This window comes from Arthrobacter mangrovi (genome assembly GCF_026011795.1).
Lineage (GTDB): Bacteria > Actinomycetota > Actinomycetes > Actinomycetales > Micrococcaceae > Crystallibacter > Crystallibacter mangrovi.
In genome coordinates, this window is record NZ_BRVS01000004.1 from 275,542 (window position 1) to 291,812 (window position 16,271).

At 66.9% G+C, this 16,271-nt stretch carries 14 protein-coding genes; 1 reads left to right on the forward strand and 13 read right to left on the reverse strand.

The genetic code is table 11. From position 1 onward, the window contains the following. Positions 1-33 precede the first annotated feature (33 nt). The 11 genes from AHIS1636_RS05345 to AHIS1636_RS05395 all read right to left on the reverse strand — a co-directional run bounded on the left by AHIS1636_RS05345 (position 34) and on the right by AHIS1636_RS05395 (position 12,949). Entirely contained in the window at positions 34-1,722 is a 1,689-nt protein-coding gene (locus AHIS1636_RS05345) for a formate--tetrahydrofolate ligase (RefSeq protein WP_264794777.1), read from the reverse strand. 102 nt (positions 1,723-1,824) lie between these two features. Beyond that, complete coding sequence (locus AHIS1636_RS05350) at positions 1,825-2,178, reverse strand: hypothetical protein (protein ID WP_264794778.1); 354 nt, start codon at positions 2,176-2,178, stop codon at positions 1,825-1,827. Between the two features lie 575 nt (positions 2,179-2,753). Beyond that, positions 2,754-3,410, reverse strand: coding sequence for an HAD-IA family hydrolase (locus AHIS1636_RS05355; RefSeq protein ID WP_264794779.1), 657 nt, complete (start codon positions 3,408-3,410; stop codon positions 2,754-2,756). Positions 3,411-3,521: 111 nt separating this feature from the next. Further along, the gene (gene xylB / locus AHIS1636_RS05360) at positions 3,522-4,925 is read right to left on the reverse strand and encodes a xylulokinase (RefSeq protein ID WP_264794780.1); all 1,404 of its coding nucleotides are present in this window, start codon (positions 4,923-4,925) and stop codon (positions 3,522-3,524) included. A gap of 273 nt (positions 4,926-5,198) precedes the next feature. Beyond that, on the reverse strand, positions 5,199-5,948 hold the full coding sequence (locus AHIS1636_RS05365) for a GolD/DthD family dehydrogenase (protein ID WP_264794781.1): 750 nt from the start codon (positions 5,946-5,948) through the stop codon (positions 5,199-5,201). Further along, complete coding sequence (locus AHIS1636_RS05370) at positions 5,945-6,403, reverse strand: ribose-5-phosphate isomerase (RefSeq protein WP_264794782.1); 459 nt, start codon at positions 6,401-6,403, stop codon at positions 5,945-5,947. Before AHIS1636_RS05370 ends, AHIS1636_RS05365 begins: the two co-directional genes overlap by 4 nt. Positions 6,404-6,426: 23 nt before the next feature. Continuing rightward, positions 6,427-8,130, reverse strand: coding sequence for a dihydroxyacetone kinase family protein (locus tag AHIS1636_RS05375; protein WP_264794783.1), 1,704 nt, complete (start codon positions 8,128-8,130; stop codon positions 6,427-6,429). Between the two features lie 90 nt (positions 8,131-8,220). Next, positions 8,221-9,300, reverse strand: a complete 1,080-nt coding sequence (locus AHIS1636_RS05380) for a substrate-binding domain-containing protein (protein WP_275116367.1) — start codon at positions 9,298-9,300, stop codon at positions 8,221-8,223. Between the two features lie 56 nt (positions 9,301-9,356). After that, a complete protein-coding gene (locus AHIS1636_RS05385; protein WP_264794784.1) occupies positions 9,357-10,379 on the reverse strand; it encodes an ABC transporter permease in 1,023 nt (340 codons plus the stop codon). Beyond that, a complete protein-coding gene (locus AHIS1636_RS05390) occupies positions 10,369-11,934 on the reverse strand; it encodes a sugar ABC transporter ATP-binding protein (RefSeq protein ID WP_264794785.1) in 1,566 nt (521 codons plus the stop codon). Before AHIS1636_RS05390 ends, AHIS1636_RS05385 begins: the two co-directional genes overlap by 11 nt. A 4-nt stretch (positions 11,935-11,938) precedes the next feature. Further along, on the reverse strand, positions 11,939-12,949 hold the full coding sequence (locus AHIS1636_RS05395; RefSeq protein ID WP_373875792.1) for an NAD(P)-dependent alcohol dehydrogenase: 1,011 nt from the start codon (positions 12,947-12,949) through the stop codon (positions 11,939-11,941). 217 nt (positions 12,950-13,166) lie between these two features. Here AHIS1636_RS05395 and AHIS1636_RS05400 point away from each other — a divergent pair, with 217 nt between their 5' ends. Continuing rightward, a complete protein-coding gene (locus tag AHIS1636_RS05400; RefSeq protein ID WP_264794787.1) occupies positions 13,167-14,108 on the forward strand; it encodes a sugar-binding transcriptional regulator in 942 nt (313 codons plus the stop codon). Between the two features lie 56 nt (positions 14,109-14,164). On the opposite strand, the gene AHIS1636_RS05405 is transcribed toward AHIS1636_RS05400, so the two are convergent. Both AHIS1636_RS05405 and AHIS1636_RS05410 read right to left on the reverse strand, forming a co-directional pair. Beyond that, the gene (locus tag AHIS1636_RS05405; RefSeq protein ID WP_264794788.1) at positions 14,165-14,785 is read right to left on the reverse strand and encodes a histidine phosphatase family protein; all 621 of its coding nucleotides are present in this window, start codon (positions 14,783-14,785) and stop codon (positions 14,165-14,167) included. Next, positions 14,782-16,245, reverse strand: a complete 1,464-nt coding sequence (locus AHIS1636_RS05410) for a CCA tRNA nucleotidyltransferase (RefSeq protein ID WP_264794789.1) — start codon at positions 16,243-16,245, stop codon at positions 14,782-14,784. Before AHIS1636_RS05410 ends, AHIS1636_RS05405 begins: the two co-directional genes overlap by 4 nt. Positions 16,246-16,271 lie beyond the last annotated feature (26 nt).

Below are 16,271 nucleotides of genomic sequence, written 5' to 3' on the forward strand. Positions count from 1 at the left end.
CTGCCGGTAACCGGTCCCCTTCCCCGAGGTGCGCTAGAAGAGGCCGGTGATCTCGCCGTCGTCGTTCACGTCCATGCGCATGGCGGCAGGTTCTTTGGGCAGGCCCGGCATGGTCATCACGGCGCCGGTGAGCGCGACGATGAAGCCGGCGCCGGTCCGGGGGATCAGTTCGCGCACGGTAATGGTGAAACCGGACGGCGCACCGAAGCGGGTGGCGTCATCGGTGAAGGAGTACTGGGTTTTGGCCATGCAGACCGGCAGCTTGCCCCACCCGTTGGCGTCGATCTCGGCCAGCCGGTTCTTTGCGAGGGTCGAGAACTCGACATGGTCGGCGCCGTAGATCTGCTGGGCGACAGTCTCGATCTTCTTGTCCACCGACAGGTCCAGGTCGTACAGCGGCGCAAAGTGCTGCACCGCGTCGAGCGCCTGCGCGACCTTGGCGGCCAGCTCGTCGCCGCCGTCGCCGCCGCCGCCATGCCCCCAGACGTCCGCCGCCGCGGCCTCGACGCCCTTCTGCCGGCACCACTCAAGCACCCAGTCGACTTCCTCGTCCGTATCCGATGTGAAGCGGTTGAGGGCGACGACGGGTGTGATACCGAACTTCGCGGCGTTGTCGAGGTGCCGCTCGAGGTTTGCGGCGCCCTCCTGCAGCGCGGCAAGGTTGGGGACAGACAAGTCCTCCTTGGCGACGCCGCCGTGCATCTTCAGCGCGCGGATGGTGGCGACGATGACGATCGCCGACGGGGCGAACCCGGCGGAGCGCGCCTTGATGTCCATGAACTTCTCGGCGCCAAGGTCCGAGCCGAATCCGGCCTCGGTGACGACGACGTCGGCCAGCCTGCGGGCGGTCTGGGTGGCGATGACGGAGTTGCAGCCGTGTGCGATGTTGGCGAACGGGCCGCCGTGGACAAGTGCCGGCGTTCCCGCGATGGTCTGGACGAGGTTGGGTTTAATGGCGTCCTTGAGCATCATGGTCATGGCGCCCTCGGCCCCGAGCTGGGCGGCGGTCACGGGCTTCTTGTCATAGGTGTAGCCGAAGGTGATCCGCGACAGCCGCCGCTTGAGGTCCTTCAGGTCCGTGGCGAGGCAGAAGACGGCCATCACCTCGGAAGCGACGGTGATGTCGAAGCCTGCCTCGCGCGGGATGCCCTGCCCCGGCCCGCCAAGACCGATCACTATCTGCCGCAGCGCCCGGTCGTTCATGTCCAGCACGCGGCGGAAGGTCAGCCGCCGCGGATCGATGTTGAGCTCGTTGCCCTGGTAGATGTGATTGTCCACCAGCGCCATCAACGCGTTGTTGGCGCTGGTGATGGCGTGGAAGTCTCCGGTGAAGTGCAGGTTGATCTGGTCCATCGGCAGCACCTGGGAATAGCCGCCGCCGGTGGCCCCGCCCTTCATGCCAAGGATCGGCCCGAGCGAGGGCTCGCGCAGCGCGATCATGGTGCGGTGGCCGGCCTTGGCCAGGGCGTCCCCCAGACCCACGGTCACGGTGGACTTGCCCTCTCCGGCCGGTGTTGGAGACATGGCGCTGACCAGCACCACCTTCCCGCGGGGCTGGGCTTGGTCCGGGCCGAGCCTGGCCGGGTCGATCTTCGCCTTGTAGTTCCCGTAGAGTTCGACGGCGTCGCCCGGGATTCCGGCGGCCAAGGCCACCTCGGCGATCGGCTTCAGCGTGGCGCGACGGGCAATTTCAAGATCGGAAAGCGGAGCCGGGTCAGACATCATTGTCCTCCAAACTGGTGCGTCAGCGAGTGGCGGCCGGGGCCGTCACAGCCAACGTACCAGCCGATCCAGACGTCGTCACGGGCGGGGGAACCGGGAGATTCAGCGGATGAGCTGCCGGTACGCCAGCAGTTCGTCGCGGGCCTCGTCCAGTTTCTGCTCGTCGATGCTTGTGCCCTGTATTCGCTTCCAGTAGGAGTAGCTCTGGCTGAGTTTGCGGATCACGATGTTCACCTCCTCCCGTTCCAGGTAGTTCGGCATGGCGGGGCCGGGGCTCGTGGAGCCATCCAGCCCCTCCAGGGAGCCGGCGATAATCAGTTCTCCGTGGGGTTCCTGGCCGCTGCCACGGGATTCATGGCTGGCTTGCTGGGCGGACTGCGCCGCTATCATCGGTTGGATGTCGGGGCGGATGGATTGTTCGGGGGCCGGACGGACAGCGCTGTCCAACGGTTTCATGAGTGGTTCCTCTTTCGGGCAGGACTCCGAAGGCAGACCCCGGTTTAGGACCGGCCGGCCGACGGATTGATGCGAATACGGCAAGCCCAAACGTGGCCACGGACTTGCACAGAAGGCGCCGGCAAACGCAGGCCCCTGAGGGGCTACGAGCGGGAGCCGAAGGAGGCTGGCTTTTCAGCTGGGCGGGCCCGGCGGGCAGCCGGGGCGGCGATGGAAAAGCTAGTGCGCAGCGAGGACGGAGGCAGCCCGGAGTCGGGCAGCAACGGCATGGAATCCGGCTGGCGTGGCGATAATCTTCACGGGGCCCACCTCTCTTTCCCTCACGGCGTCGATCATGAAAACGTCCCGGCCATCTCTTGATTGAGAAAGCTCAATCGGACAAGAGAGAGGCTACTCCACCCGCAAGGCTCTTGGCCAGCAAGAGATCGGTAATTCTTTGGGATTTGTGTCTCCGGCGGCGTGTCGGCTTCGACACGCCGACACTTGTGTCCGGGCTGGCGCAAGTTTCGGTGGGACGGTGCTTGCTGTTAGTGGCTCTCTGCCATCGGCCGGGTTGCCACAGTCACCAACAAGAGTCACGACACGGTCTCCAGGCGCAGCCCGCCCGCAGCGTTCACGGCCCGGATGCCGCCCAAGCCGAGGAGCACCGCATCGGCCACGAGTTCGGCCGAAGAAAACGTGCCGGCCACAGCCAGGGTCACACAGCCAGCGGCCCTGCCCGCGGCCAGCCCGGCCGGGGTGTCCTCGATAACCAGACAGCGGTCGGGCGCAACCCCGAGCCGGCGTGCGGCCAGCAGGTACCCCTCCGGGTGCGGCTTGCCGTTCTCGATATCGTCGAAACTGATCAGGACGGGCGGAGCATTGAGCCCGGCCGCCCGCAGGCGGACCTCGGCCAGCCCGCGCGTGCACGAGGTGACAATGGCGCACTGGTGCGGCGGAATCGAACCGAGTAGGGCGGCCGCACCCTCAAGGGCGTGAATGCCGTCCGTTTCCTGGGTCTCGATTTCGATCACCCGAGCCAGGCATTCTTCGACCTGATCGGGCGCGACCATGGCCGACACAATATCCCTGGCCGGCTTGCCGTGATCTGTATGCCGGTAGGTGTCGCCGAATCCCAGTTCGTTCGCCCACCGGGCCCAGCCGCGTTCGACGGCGCCAGTGGAGTCGATGAGGGTGCCGTCCATGTCGAATAGCACGGCCTCGAAGACGTGTTGGCCGAGGCCGGCCAACACCGGACGTTCCGTACCGGAATTAGAGCGATTCACTTTTCTCCTTGAGGTATTGCCGTTGCATGACGCCGCCGTCCAGCTGGCAGCTTGCGGGCCCCGGGCGCTCATTTGCGTCTAGATCCCGTACAGCCGCTCGCGTGCCTCGCCGAATCGGCCGCGTACGGCGGCCGACCAGTCGACAGAGGAGCTGGACGGGCTGATGGTGCGTTCGGTCCGGCGCTCCCAAGCCGGCGGCTCGTCGGCTTTTGACAGCGCCCAGGCGGCCTGGCGCGCCGCGCCGAGGGCGACGTATTCCCCGGGCTCGGGGATGACAACTTCGGCTTGGAATATGTCCGCGGCCGCAGCCTGAAGGGACCGCGAACGCGATCCGCCACCGACCAGGACAATCCGTTGCGCTTCGATGTTGCGGGCCCGCAGCTTGTCCATCGCATCGGCCAAGAGGCATAGCAGGCCCAGCACCGAGGCACGGGCCACGTTTTCCGGTTTCATCGCCGCACGGGTCAGGCCGACGAGGCTGCCGCTTGCGTGGGGCAGGTTTGGCGTCCGTTCCCCGTCCAGGTACGGCACCAGCGTCAGGCCGCCGGCATCGACCGGGCCCGCCGATGCCAGGGCGTCGAATTTCTCCAAGCTGACATCCAGAAGGTCCGCGGTCGAGCCAAGGACACGGGCACCGTTGATGGTGGCCAGCAGGGGCAGCTGCCGGCCCGTAGCGTCGGCGAATCCGGCGATGGCGCCGGAAGGATCGCTGATCTTGGTATCGGTGGAGGTGAAGACCGTCCCGCTCGTTCCGATCGACACCGCCACTTCGCCCGGACGCAGCGCCAGGCCAAGCGCCGCTCCCGCATTGTCGCCGCAGCCCGGCCCCACCAGCATGCCGGACGGCGTTGTGCCGGCGGTCGCGGAAGGCCCGATCACCGTCGGCAGATCGGGGGACCTACCGAAGGCCCATTCCAGCAGGTCAAGCCGATAGGCCTCGTCGCAGACCGAGTAGTACCCGGTCCCGGAGGCATCGCTACGATCCGTCGTCGGGTAGCCGGCGCGCCCCAGGATCTGCCAGGTGAGCCAGTCGTGGGGCAGCATGACCTTGCTGACCCTGTCGGCAAGGTCGGGATGGTTCTCGGCCAGCCAGGCAAGCTTGGTGATGGTGAAGGACGGGACCGGCACGATCCCGATTTCATCCGCCCACACCTGCGCCCCAAGTTCGTCCCGCAGCCGCTGGGCCTGCGGTGCGCTGCGGACATCGTTCCACAGCAGGGCATCGAAGACCGGGGCATCGTCCGCGTCCAGGGCGACCATCCCGTGCTGCTGTGCACTGACGGACACCGCTTCGATGTCGCCCAGATCCGCTCCCCCGGCCGCTTGGAAGGCCTCCCACCAACGGTCGGGATGGACCGCTGTGCTGTCCGGGTGCGGAGCGGAGGAACTGCTCAGGATTTGCCCGGTTTCCGCATCGACCCGGACAATCTTGCAGCTCTGGGTGGACGAGTCGATCCCCGCGACAATGGTGCGAGAGGCCATGGGCTGTCTCCTATCAGTTTCTCGGCCGGATGGCAGCTGGCACCGGAACCGCAGGGCAGGAGGCACCGGCAGCTGCCTGTGCCCGGCCCCGTCAGCATCATTAGTTCCAAGCTGGCGTGCCGCCGGAAGGCGGGCCCGTCCGGGCCGCACGGAAGGTCATCCTATGCGACAGTCGGGCAGGCCAGCGATCCTGCCGCCTCGCCGGTGAATGCGGTCCAGCCCAGGGACAGCCCGCTTCGACGGACACCCGGGCCTTCGCCGCGGCCGCCGCGCTCAGATGCTCGAGTAGCCACCGTCGATAAGGATGTTTTCGCCCGTGATCATTCCGGCCTTGTCACCGGCAAGGAAGGCGATCAGGGCGGCGACCTCGTCCGGCTGGGCAAAGCGCCCCACCGGGATGAGCTTCTTCATCTCATCGCCCTTTTCGCCGGCCCAGGCCAGCTTGCCCAGCGGGGTCTCGACGACCGTAGGCGAGACCGCATTGACGGTCACGCCCTGCGGCGCCCATTCCATCGACAGCACCTTGGTCATGCCGACCACGCCCGCCTTGCTCGCGCAGTACGCCACGTGCTGGTCCAGGCCGATAACGCTGGCCTGCGAAGCCAGATTGACGATGCGGCCGTGGCCCTTGTCCGTCATCACGCGGCCTGCCGCCTGCGCCATTTTGAAGCTGGCGCTGAGATTGACGCTGATGGTCGTTTCCCACATCCGCTCGGACAGCTCGAGGGCCTTGTCCAGCATCACCACACCGGCCGAGTTGACCAGGATGTCCACGGTCCCGGCCACGCTGACCGTCTCGTCCACGACTTTCTGCGCCGCACCCTCGTTCGTCAAATCCTGCGCGATGCCATGGTGGCCCTCGCCGGGCAGTTCCGCCATGGCCGCGGTGACCGAATCATTCAGGTCCACGCCGACGATCCTGGCGCCCCGCTCGGCGAAATACCGCGCCACGGAATTGCCGATGCCGCTGGCGGCGCCGGTGATGATGGCTACTTTGCCTCGGAATTCCTGCTCCACGCTCATCCTTCGTAGCTGCTGATCGCGCCGACCTTCGCCGCGGAGGCGCTCTCCGGGTCGAAGGTGTAGGTCAGCCATTCGCGCACCAGTCGGCGGGCCAGCTCGATACCGACCACCCGCTGGCCCATGCACAGTACCTGCGCATCGTTGCTCAGGACCGAGCGTTCGACCGAGAAAGAATCGTGGGCGGTGACGGCGCGGATGCCCTTGACCTTGTTGGCCGAGATCGCCACCCCGAGCCCAGTGCCGCAGATCAGCAGGGCGCGGTCGGACTTGCCCTCGGCCACCAGGGTGGCCGCTTCAACGGCGATGTGCGGGTAGGCGGTGTGCCCGTCGGCGTCCACTCCCACATCCACCACGGACTCAACGCCGGGGTTTTCCTGCAGGTCCCGTTTCAGGATTTCCTTGTAATCGAAGCCGGCATCGTCGCAGCCGACGACGAGGCGTAGTTTCCCGTTCATACGTTTGATTCCTTTCGTGGCCGTCAGCGACGGCCGAGTGCGGTAACAATGAGGGCCAGCGACGTCGCTCCCGCATCGGGAGTCCCTAAGCTCTTTTCGGCCAGCGGCCTGGCGCGGCCCAGCCGGGGTTTGAGGTTGGCGGTGGCATCGGCCGCCTCGGTGGCCGTCCCGGCCGCCGCTGCCCAGGCCTCGGACAAGGCCGTCCCGGCGTCGACCGCCGCGCGCAGCTCCTCGGCAAACGGCAGCAACGCATCCACCAAGGTCTTGTCGCCGATCACCGCCCGGCCCAGATCCGTCATCGCCCCGGCGAAGGCGGACACAGCGTCGACCGCTTCGGCAGCGGCGTAGCCATCGCGCCCGTCGGTGAGGCTGGCGCCGGCCGCTTCGAGAGCCGCACCCCACAGCACTCCGGAGGTTCCGCCGGCCGAGGCGGCCCAGGCCTGGCCGGCACGGGTCAGCAACCAGGCTCCGCCGGCTCCGTCCGCCGCGGCGGACTGGGCCGCGGCCACGGCTGCGTCGATGCCCTTGACCATGCCGCGTCCATGGTCACCGTCGCCGGCGACGGCGTCGATCTCGCCCAGCTTCGTCTCGTTGGCGTGCAGGGTGCTCTGGGCTGTCCCCAGTCCGGCCAGGACCAGCTGGGCCAGGTCCCGGGCCGCGGGCGTCGCCTGCGGCGCCTCTGCCTGCTCCGCTTCCTGCCCCGCCTGCTGCTGCTCGGCGGAGATCAGTCCCGCCGTGCCGGCCTTCTGCTTGCGGTAGGCCGGCGTGTACGCGTCGGCCGTCCAGTAGGCCTCCAGTTCGTCGGTGAGCCACATCAGGGTCAGCGAGCAGCCGCCCATGTCCAGGCTGGTAACCAGTTCGCCAACCTCCGGGTCCACGGGTTCCAGGCCGGCTTCGGCCAGTTGCCGGGACACGGTGTTCCAGAGCAGGAAGAGTTCCTCGTACTTGGTGGTGCCCAGCCCGTTCAGGATCACCCCGACCCGCCTGCCGGCCTGGTCCGGCGCCTCCTTGAGCAGGGAGGAAACCAGCAGCCGGCCTAGTTCCTCGGCCGTGGGCAGCGGCTCATCGCGGATGCCCGGTTCACCGTGGATGCCCAGGCCCAGCCCGAGATGCCCCTCCGGGACGGTGAACAGCGGCTTGTCTGCCCCGGGCATGGTGCAGCCGGAGAAGGCCACGCCTAGGGTGCGGGTGGCGGCGTTGGCTGCCCGGCCGACCCGTTCGACGCCGTCGAGGTCCAGTCCCGCGGCCGCAGCAGCACCCATCGCCTTGAACACCGTGAAGTCACCGGCGATCCCGCGGCGCTTATCCTCTTCCGGCGCGGAGGCGACGTCGTCGGTCACGACCACGATGCGGGTGTCGATCCCTTCCTTCCGGAGACGCTCGGCCGCAATGCCGAAGTTCAGGTTGTCGCCGGCATAGTTGCCGAAGGTCAGGATTACGCCCCGGCCCTGGTCGGCAGCCTTGGCCACAGAGTAGACCTGGGCCGCGGACGGGGAGGTGAAGATATTGCCGACCACGGCGCCGGCGGCCAGCCCCGGCCCGACCAGGCCGCAGAAGGCAGGATAGTGGCCCGAACCACCGCCGACGACGACGGCGACCTGGGGTTCGCCGGAGCGCAGGGCCACGGCGCCTCCGGGCACCCCGCGCAGCCGGTCCGCATACAAGGAGAGGAAGCCGGAGAACTGTTCTTCTGCGAACTCGGCCGGGTCATTGAATAGCTTGGTCAAGGAACGCTCCGCTGTGGTGGTTGGTGCTGGCCTGCCGGGACCTGGCCGGGGTCCCGGGCGATGCGCCCGGGACCCCGGCCAGGCTCGTGCTTACTGCTGTTCCTGGCCCGGGAGGCCCTCGTAGGCGATGTTGCCGTTCTGGAGGTTCTCGTCAACCATCTGCGGCAGCTTCTCCAGGAAGGCCTCGCGGTCGGTGACCACGTTCTTCATGGCCGCGTCCACATTCTCCGTGGTGATGGCGGGCATGATGTACTTCGGGGTCGCCTCCACGTTCTCGCCGCGGGCCAGCTTGGCCGCCACGGCCAGGCCGGCGGCCATCTCCACGGTGCCGTGCTGCAGCGAAGTGCCGATGAAGTCGCCGCTCTTGACCGCCTTCAGGCCGTCCTCGATGCCGTCGATGCCGACGATCTTGACGTCCTTGAGGCCGGCCTCGTTTAGGGCCTGCAGGGCGCCCAGGCCCATGTCGTCGTTCTGCGAGATCACGCCGTCGATGTCGGATCCGAAGGCGGAGATCCAGTTCTTCATCTTGTTCACGGCCTCGTCACGCTTCCAGTTGGCCGTGTCCTTGGCCAGAACCTTAATGTCCGGGTTCTCCTTGAGGACCTTATCGATGCCGGCGCCGCGGTCGATCTGGCCGGAACCACCGATCGGGCCCTCCAGGATGACCACGTTGCCCTTGCCGCCGAGGGCCTCGACCATCATCTTCGCTTCCTGCTCGCCGGCGGCGACGTCGTCGGGCTGCACGGAGCCGGCCAGCTTGTCGCTCTTCAGGGCGGAGTTGACGTCGATGACCGGGATGCCCTTCTCCTCGGCCGCGGCGATCTGCGGCTGCAGGGAATCGGCCTGGACCGGGTTGATCAGGATGGCGTCGACGCCCTGGTTGATGTACTGGTCCACCTGGTTGGCCTGGGTGGCGACATCGAGGTTCGCCGAGTTCCACAGCATGTTGATGTCGTTGGCCTTGGCGTAGGCGTCCATGCCTTCCTTGCCCTGCGTGACGAAGGAGGACATGTCGTACACGGTGACGCCCACGGTGACGGCGCCGTCGCCGCCGTCGGTGGCCCCGCTGCCGGCCGAGGTGTCGCCAGCGCCACAGCCGGCCAGCACCAGCGCCGCGGCGGCACCGAGGCCTGCGACCTGCAGCATTTTCGAGGTACGGGTGATCTTCATTTGGGTTCCTTTAACTAGGTATCTGCTAACTAGGTATCTGCGGAAGGTGCGAAGTTCTAACTGGTCCGGCGCTTGGCTGCCCAGACATCGATGGCCACGGCGAGCACGATCAGCACGCCCTTGATCACGTCCTGCCAGTAGGAGGGCACGATCAGCAGGTCCAGGCCGTTGTTCAGGGTCTGGATCAGCAGCAGGCCGATGGCGGTGCCCCAGATGGTGCCGCGGCCGCCCATGAGGCTAGCCCCGCCGATGACAACGGCGGCGATGGCGTCCAGCTCGTAGCCCTGTCCCAGGTTCGGTGCGCCGGAGATGACGCGGGAGGCGAGCATCAGGCCGGATACGCCGGCGAGGACGCCGCTGATGGTGTAGACGCTGAACAGCACGCGCTTGGACTTCACGCCGGCGATCTCGGCCGCCAGACGGTTGCCGCCGACGGCGTAGACGCGCATGCCGTAGGAGGTCCGCTTCATGATGATCGCGAGGCCCACGATGGCCAGGATCATCAGGAGCACGGGAATCTTCAGCCCCAGGACCTCGGTGTTGGCGATGGCGCCGAAGTTGGCCGGCAGGCCGTTGATCGGCGCGCCCCCGCCGATGACATAGGCGACGCCGGAGGCCAGGGTCAGCATGCCCAGGGTGGCGATGAAGGGCGGCACGTTCATCCGGCTGACCACAAAGCCATTGATGGCACCGGCCGCCAGCCCCACGAGCACCGCGACAAGGACCGTGAGCAGCAGGTTGCCGTCCGAGGCCTTGGCCACGTAGGCGGCCGCCATGGCGCTGGCCGCGATGACGCTGCCCACGGAAAGGTCGATGCCGCCGGTCAGAATGACCAGGGTCTGCCCCAGGGCGATCAGGGCGAAGGGCGCGGCCGCGATCAGGATGGTGGTCATGTTCTCGAGCGTCCCAAAGCGCGCGCTCTTGTAGAGGAAGAACGCCACCACGAACAGCATGACCACGACCATGGCGTGGCGGACGGCGAATCCCTGGAGCCATTGCCAGCTGAACCGCCTGGTCGGGTCCTTGGTGGCCGTTCCGCCCGGTGAGGGTTCGAGCATTGTGCTTCGGTCAGTCGTCATTGTTCTCGGTTTCCTTCTTTGTGGAGGCTTCCAGACCGGAGGCCAGCCGGAAAATCTTGTCCTGCGCGGAGGATTCCAGCAGTTCTGTCTTGCTCAGTTCCCCGGCCACGGTCAGCCCGCGCATGACGAGGGCGCGGTGGGAGAGGCTGAGGATCTCGGGCATGTCGCTGGAGGCCATGACGACGGCCATGCCCTGCTCCGCAAGGTCGACGATGATCCTGTAGATCTCGCTGCGGGCCCCGACGTCTACCCCACGGGTGGGTTCGTCCAGCAGCAGCACGTCCACCGGACCTGTCAGCCACCTGCCGAAGACCACCTTCTGCTGGTTGCCGCCGGAGAGCGTTTCCATGCTCTGCCCGAGGCCGCGGCTCTTGAGGTTCATCGACTTCATGATGTCCCCGATGCTGCCCGACCGCTTCCGGTTGTTGATCCAGCCGGCATTGCTGAAGGACTTGATCCGCGGCAGCGAGGCATTGTCCAGCACGCTCATGGACAGCACTGCGCCGGCGCCCTTGCGGTCCTCCGGCACGAGGGCGATCTTCGAGGCGATGGCGGCCGCGGGGTTGCCCAGGGCGACCTTCCGGCCACCGACGGCCACGGAACCGGCGGCGGGATGGCGCATCCCGAAGATGCTCTCCATCAGCTCGGTGCGCCCGGCGCCGACCAGCCCGGCCAGACCGAGGATCTCGCCGCGGCGGACCGAGAAGCTCACCGGCTCGGTGCCGTGGCCGATGACCAGGTCCTGGACGGTCAGGGCGACCTCGTCCTTCGGGACACCGATCTCCGGGAACATGTCCTCCAGCTCGCGGCCGATCATGGCCTCGACGATGTCGTCGTCGCTGAGCTGGTCCAGCGGCTTGTCCTCGACCAGATTGCCATCCCGAAGGACGATGACGCGGTCCGCCATCGCCCGAATTTCCTCCATCTTGTGAGTGGTAAAGAGCATGGCCACGCCCTGGTCGCGCAGCGAGCGCACGACCGAGTAGAGCCGCTCGACCTCCTGCTCGGCAATCGCGCTGGTAGGCTCGTCCAGCAGCAGGACCTTGGCGCCCCGGCTGGTGGCCTTGACGATCTCGATGATCTGGCGGATGCCTACCGGCAGGGAGCCCATCCGCGCGGCGGGGTCGATCTCGAGACCGAACGGCTTGAGGAACTCCCGGGCCTGGCGCATCATGGCCCGGCGGTTCAGCAGGCCCACCGGCGAGCGCAGCTCGCGGCCGACGAACAGGTTCTCGTAGACGGTCATTTCCGGGATCGAGGCCAGCTCCTGGGGAACGATGGCGACCCCGAGCCGGTGCGCGGCCTGGATGTCCCCGGCGTGCAGGTGCTCGCTGCGGACCTCCACGGTTCCCTCGTCGGGCTTGTACTGCCCGGAAGCGATCTTCATCAGGGTAGACTTACCGGCGCCGTTTTCGCCGGCCAGGGCAGTGACCGTCCCCGGCTCGAGGACGAGCGAAATACCCTTCAGGACGGGGATGCCGCCAAAGCTCATGCGGATGCCGTGGCATTCAATCGCGGCGGTGGCGACCGCCTCTGGGGTGTGCGTGGTGTGCATGGGATTACCGTCCCGGCCGTACGATCGTCTTCAGGCTGCTGGACTTGGTCGAATCGACGAGTGCCTGGGCCACGTCCTCGATGCCGTAGATCCCGGTGACCAGGCCGTCCAGGTCCACGCGGCCGGTGCGCACCAGTTCGATGGCGATCGGCCAGGTATTGGCGTAGCGGAAGATCCCGGTGATGACCAGTTCGCGGTTCTGGATCAGCGAGACCGGCAGCGCCACCTCGTCGGCGCCCATCCCGACCAGCACGACCCGGCCGGCCGGAGCCACATTGCGGATGCCGGTCAGGATCGCCGGGGTGGCCCCGGACGCCTCGATGAAGGCGTCGACCTCCAGGCCCAGGTTGGCCACGTCGTCGGTCCTGGGATCGATCACGCGGTCGGCACCGAAGGAGAGGGCCTTCCGGCGGCGCTCCTCATCGAGGTCGGAGACGATGACCTCGGTCGCGCCGAAGGCCTTGGCCACCTGGGCGCAGATGATGCCGATCGGACCGGCACCAGTGATGAGCACCTTCGAGCCGGGCGTGACCTGCGCCTTCTGCATGGCGGCAATACCCACGGACAGCGGCTCCATCAGGGCCGCGGCCTCGTCGCTGATGCTGTCGGGCACCGCGAAGGCGAAGTGGGACTGGATCTTGACGAATTCCATGAACGCTCCGTCAACCGGCGGGGTCGCATAGAACTGCATGGCCGGATCCAGGTTGTAGCAGCCGGCCAGCGACTGCTTGGAGTGCGGATCGGGCCGCTGGGGCTCGATCGAGACGCGCTCCCCCACCCGCGCCGGATCCACCGCGCTGCCGACGGCGACGACGGTTCCGGCGGCCTCGTGCCCGAGCACCATCGGAGATTCCACGACGAAATCCCCGATCCTGCCTTCCTTGAAGTAATGCACATCCGAACCGCAGACACCCACTGCGGAAACACGGACCAGGACCTCGTCGGCGTCCAGGGCGGGCACGGGCCGGTCTTCGACCACCACGGACTGCGGCTGCACCAAGACACTGGCCTTCATGGTTTCCGGCAAGACTGCTTCCACCGATTGACTTCCCTTCGTACTCAAGCCGCCGCAGGAAGGTCTCGGAATTGAGTCCAGCAGACCGCGGCGGCCGATCCAGCAAAAGTATGACCCACCTCTCAACATATGTGCAACCTCTTGCTCACATGAGCAAATTTTGGGAAGGTAGTCTTGCAACCAGACGGGGTGGCAACAGGAAAGACAAGAGACACGGATGGCACAGCTAGGACCGGATGCGCTCGTGCGCACCGCGTACATCGCCCAGCAGCATTTCATCGAGGGAAAGACCCGGATCGAGATCGCTGCCGAGACGGGCCTGAGCCGTTTCAAGATCGGCCGGATCCTCGAGCAGGCAATCGCCACGGGGGTGGTCAGGTTCGAGATCGCAAGCCCGTCCTCCCTTGACCTGGAACTGTCGGTTAAGCTGCAGAAGGCCTACGGCCTCGAACGGGCCATCGCGGTCAATGTGCCCTCGGAAACGCCCGAGGTCGTCCAGCAGCACCTGGGCAGCACCGCCGCCGACCTGCTGACGGAGATCCTGACCGATGACGACGTCCTCGGCCTGACCTCGGGCCGGACGGTGAACGCGCTGGCCCGGTCGCTGCGCTCTCTACCGCGCTGCGAAGTCGTGCAGCTGGCAGGGATTGCCGGCCCCATCCAGGAGACCGGGATCGAAACCATCCGCAGGGTCAGTGCCGTCGCCGGCACCAGGCCATGGACGATTTATGCCCCCTTGATCGTCAGCGACGCCGCCACCGCCGAGGGCCTGCGCCGGCAGCACGAGCTGGTGGATACCTTCGCGCAGTACGCGCGCGTGACCGTCGCCGTCGTCGCCGTCGGCAGCTGGTCGCCGCCCGATTCGCAGATGGTCGAGAATCCAGCCCTAGCGGGGCCGGAACGGGACGCCCTCATCGGCCGCGGGGTCAGGGCGGAAATTTGCGCGACCCTCGTGAATGACCAGGGGCAGGTCATCGACGACGTGGATGACCGCTGCATCGCCATCCCCGAGGTGCAGCTGCGCCGGATCCCGCACGTCATCGCCGTGGCGGGCGGCGCAACCAAGACCCAGGCCATCCGCGCCGTGCTGGTCTCCGGGCTGGCTCACTCGCTGATTACCGATGCCGGCACCGCCCGCAGGCTTCTCGACATGCAGTAGCGGCCCCGGGAAGCGTGCCGCCCGCGGAACGCGCAGGCAGGATGGAAGCGGCTGTGCTACACGTTCCAGCCGGTAACCGCGGGCGTCTTCTTATCCCACCCCAGGCTGCAGACCGCAGCGGTGTCCAGGACGAAGCGGCGCCCCTCAACCGGCGGCAGGTCCAGCCAGCGGGCGGCGAGGACCCGAAGGAAATGGCCATGCGCCACGAGGAGGACGTTGCGTTGGTCCGCGGAATCGGTGTGGAACGGCGGATCTGAAGGACTGTCTAGCACTTTGGCAATGACATGGTCAGCCCTGTCCGCCACCTGCTCGAGCGTCTCTCCGCCGCGCACCCCGTGGGTCCAGATCAGATACGCCGGGTCCTTGGCGCGGATGTCAGCGCTGCGGAGACCCTCATACTCGCCGTAGTCCCACTCATGCGCATATGGAACCACTTCTGGATCTGCGAACCCCGCCAGCTGGGCGGTCCGGACCGCGCGCCTGAGAGGGGAGGACAGTACTGTCGAGAATTTCAGTCCTGACAGCTTTTTTCCTGCTTCTTCGGCCTGGCGCACACCGTTTTCGGTTAGGTCGAGGTCGGTCAGCCCTGTGTACTGCCCGCTCCTGGACCAGTCCGTCTCGCCGTGGCGCAGAAGCCAGAGCTTGGGGTGGTCATGGCTAACAGGCAGATAGCTCATGACTCCTCCGGCAGTGTTGCGGATTCGGGCTGCCGGCTCCACCACTCCAGGAGCTTCTTCTCTGCAACCTCGGGCTCCTGCGGCCCGTTCTCCATCCGCTCGTCGAGCAGGAACTTGTACGCCCTTCCCACCACCGGGCCGGGTTTGATCCCGAGCAGCGACATGATCCGTTGCCCGTCCAGATCCGGCCGCACGGAATCGAGCTGCTCCTGCTCCTTCAGCGCCGCAATGCGCTGCTCCAAGTCGTCATACGCGAACGCCAGCCGCTCCGCCTTGCGCCGGTTGCGGGTGGTGACGTCCGAACGGGTCAACCGGTGCAGCCGCTCGAGCAGCGGCCCGGCGTCCGTGACATACCGGCGGACCGCCGAGTCCGTCCAGCCCGCCTCGCCATAGCCATAGAACCGCATGTGGAGCTCCACGAGCCGCGAGACGGCCTTGATCGTGTCATTGTCGAAACGCAGCTTCTTCATCCGCTTGGCCGTCAGCTTCGCGCCCACCGCGTCGTGGTGCCGGAAGCTGACCGCGCCCGAAGGCTCGAACCGCCGTGTGGCCGGCTTGCCGACGTCGTGCATTAGCGCCGCGAACCGCAGGACGAAGTCCGGTCCGGGCACCGCACCGTCGTCGTCCGTTTCCAGCTCGCACGCCTGCTCCAGCACGGTGAGCGAATGCTGGTACACGTCCTTGTGCCGATGATGCTCGTCGATTTCAAGCTTGAGCGCCGCGACCTCCGGCAACACGTGCGCGGCCAGTCCGGTTTCCACCAGCAGATCGATTCCGGCCCGCGGGTCCTTGCCGTTGACCAGCTTGACCAGTTCATCGCGCACGCGCTCCGCCGAAATAATCTCGATCCGCTCGGCCATATCCGTCATGGCCCCAGCCACCTCGGGGGCTACCGACACCTTGAGCTGGGAGGCGAACCGGGCGGCGCGGAGCATGCGCAGCGGGTCATCGGAGAACGACGCCGATGGCTCCCCCGGGGTGCGGACCATACCGGCGTGCAGGTCGCGGACGCCGCCATACGGGTCGACCAGCTCCAGCGAGGGCAGCCTCAGCGCCATGGCGTTCATGGTGAAGTCTCGGCGGAACAAGTCATCCTCCAGCGACGTGCCGAATGCGACCTGCGGCTTTCGCGAATCCGCGTCATAGGCGTCGGCGCGGTAGGTAGTGACCTCGATGGTGTAGTCGCCCTTGCGCATCCCAATGGTCCCGAAGTCACGCCCGATTTCCCAGAAGCTGTCCGCCCATTTGCGGATGACGGCGATGATGGCGTCCGGGTCGGCGTCGCTCGTGAAGTCGAGATCCGGAGACACCCGGCCAAGGAAGAGATCGCGCACCGGGCCGCCCACCAGGGACAGCTCGTGGCCGGCGTCCACAAAACGCTGCCCCAATTCCATGACGACGTCGGGCAGCTGCAGGGCGGAAGTCCCGGGGGCGTTTGCCGGGCCAAAAACGTGAACCATAGTGACTTAAGCGTGCCAGAAACCCC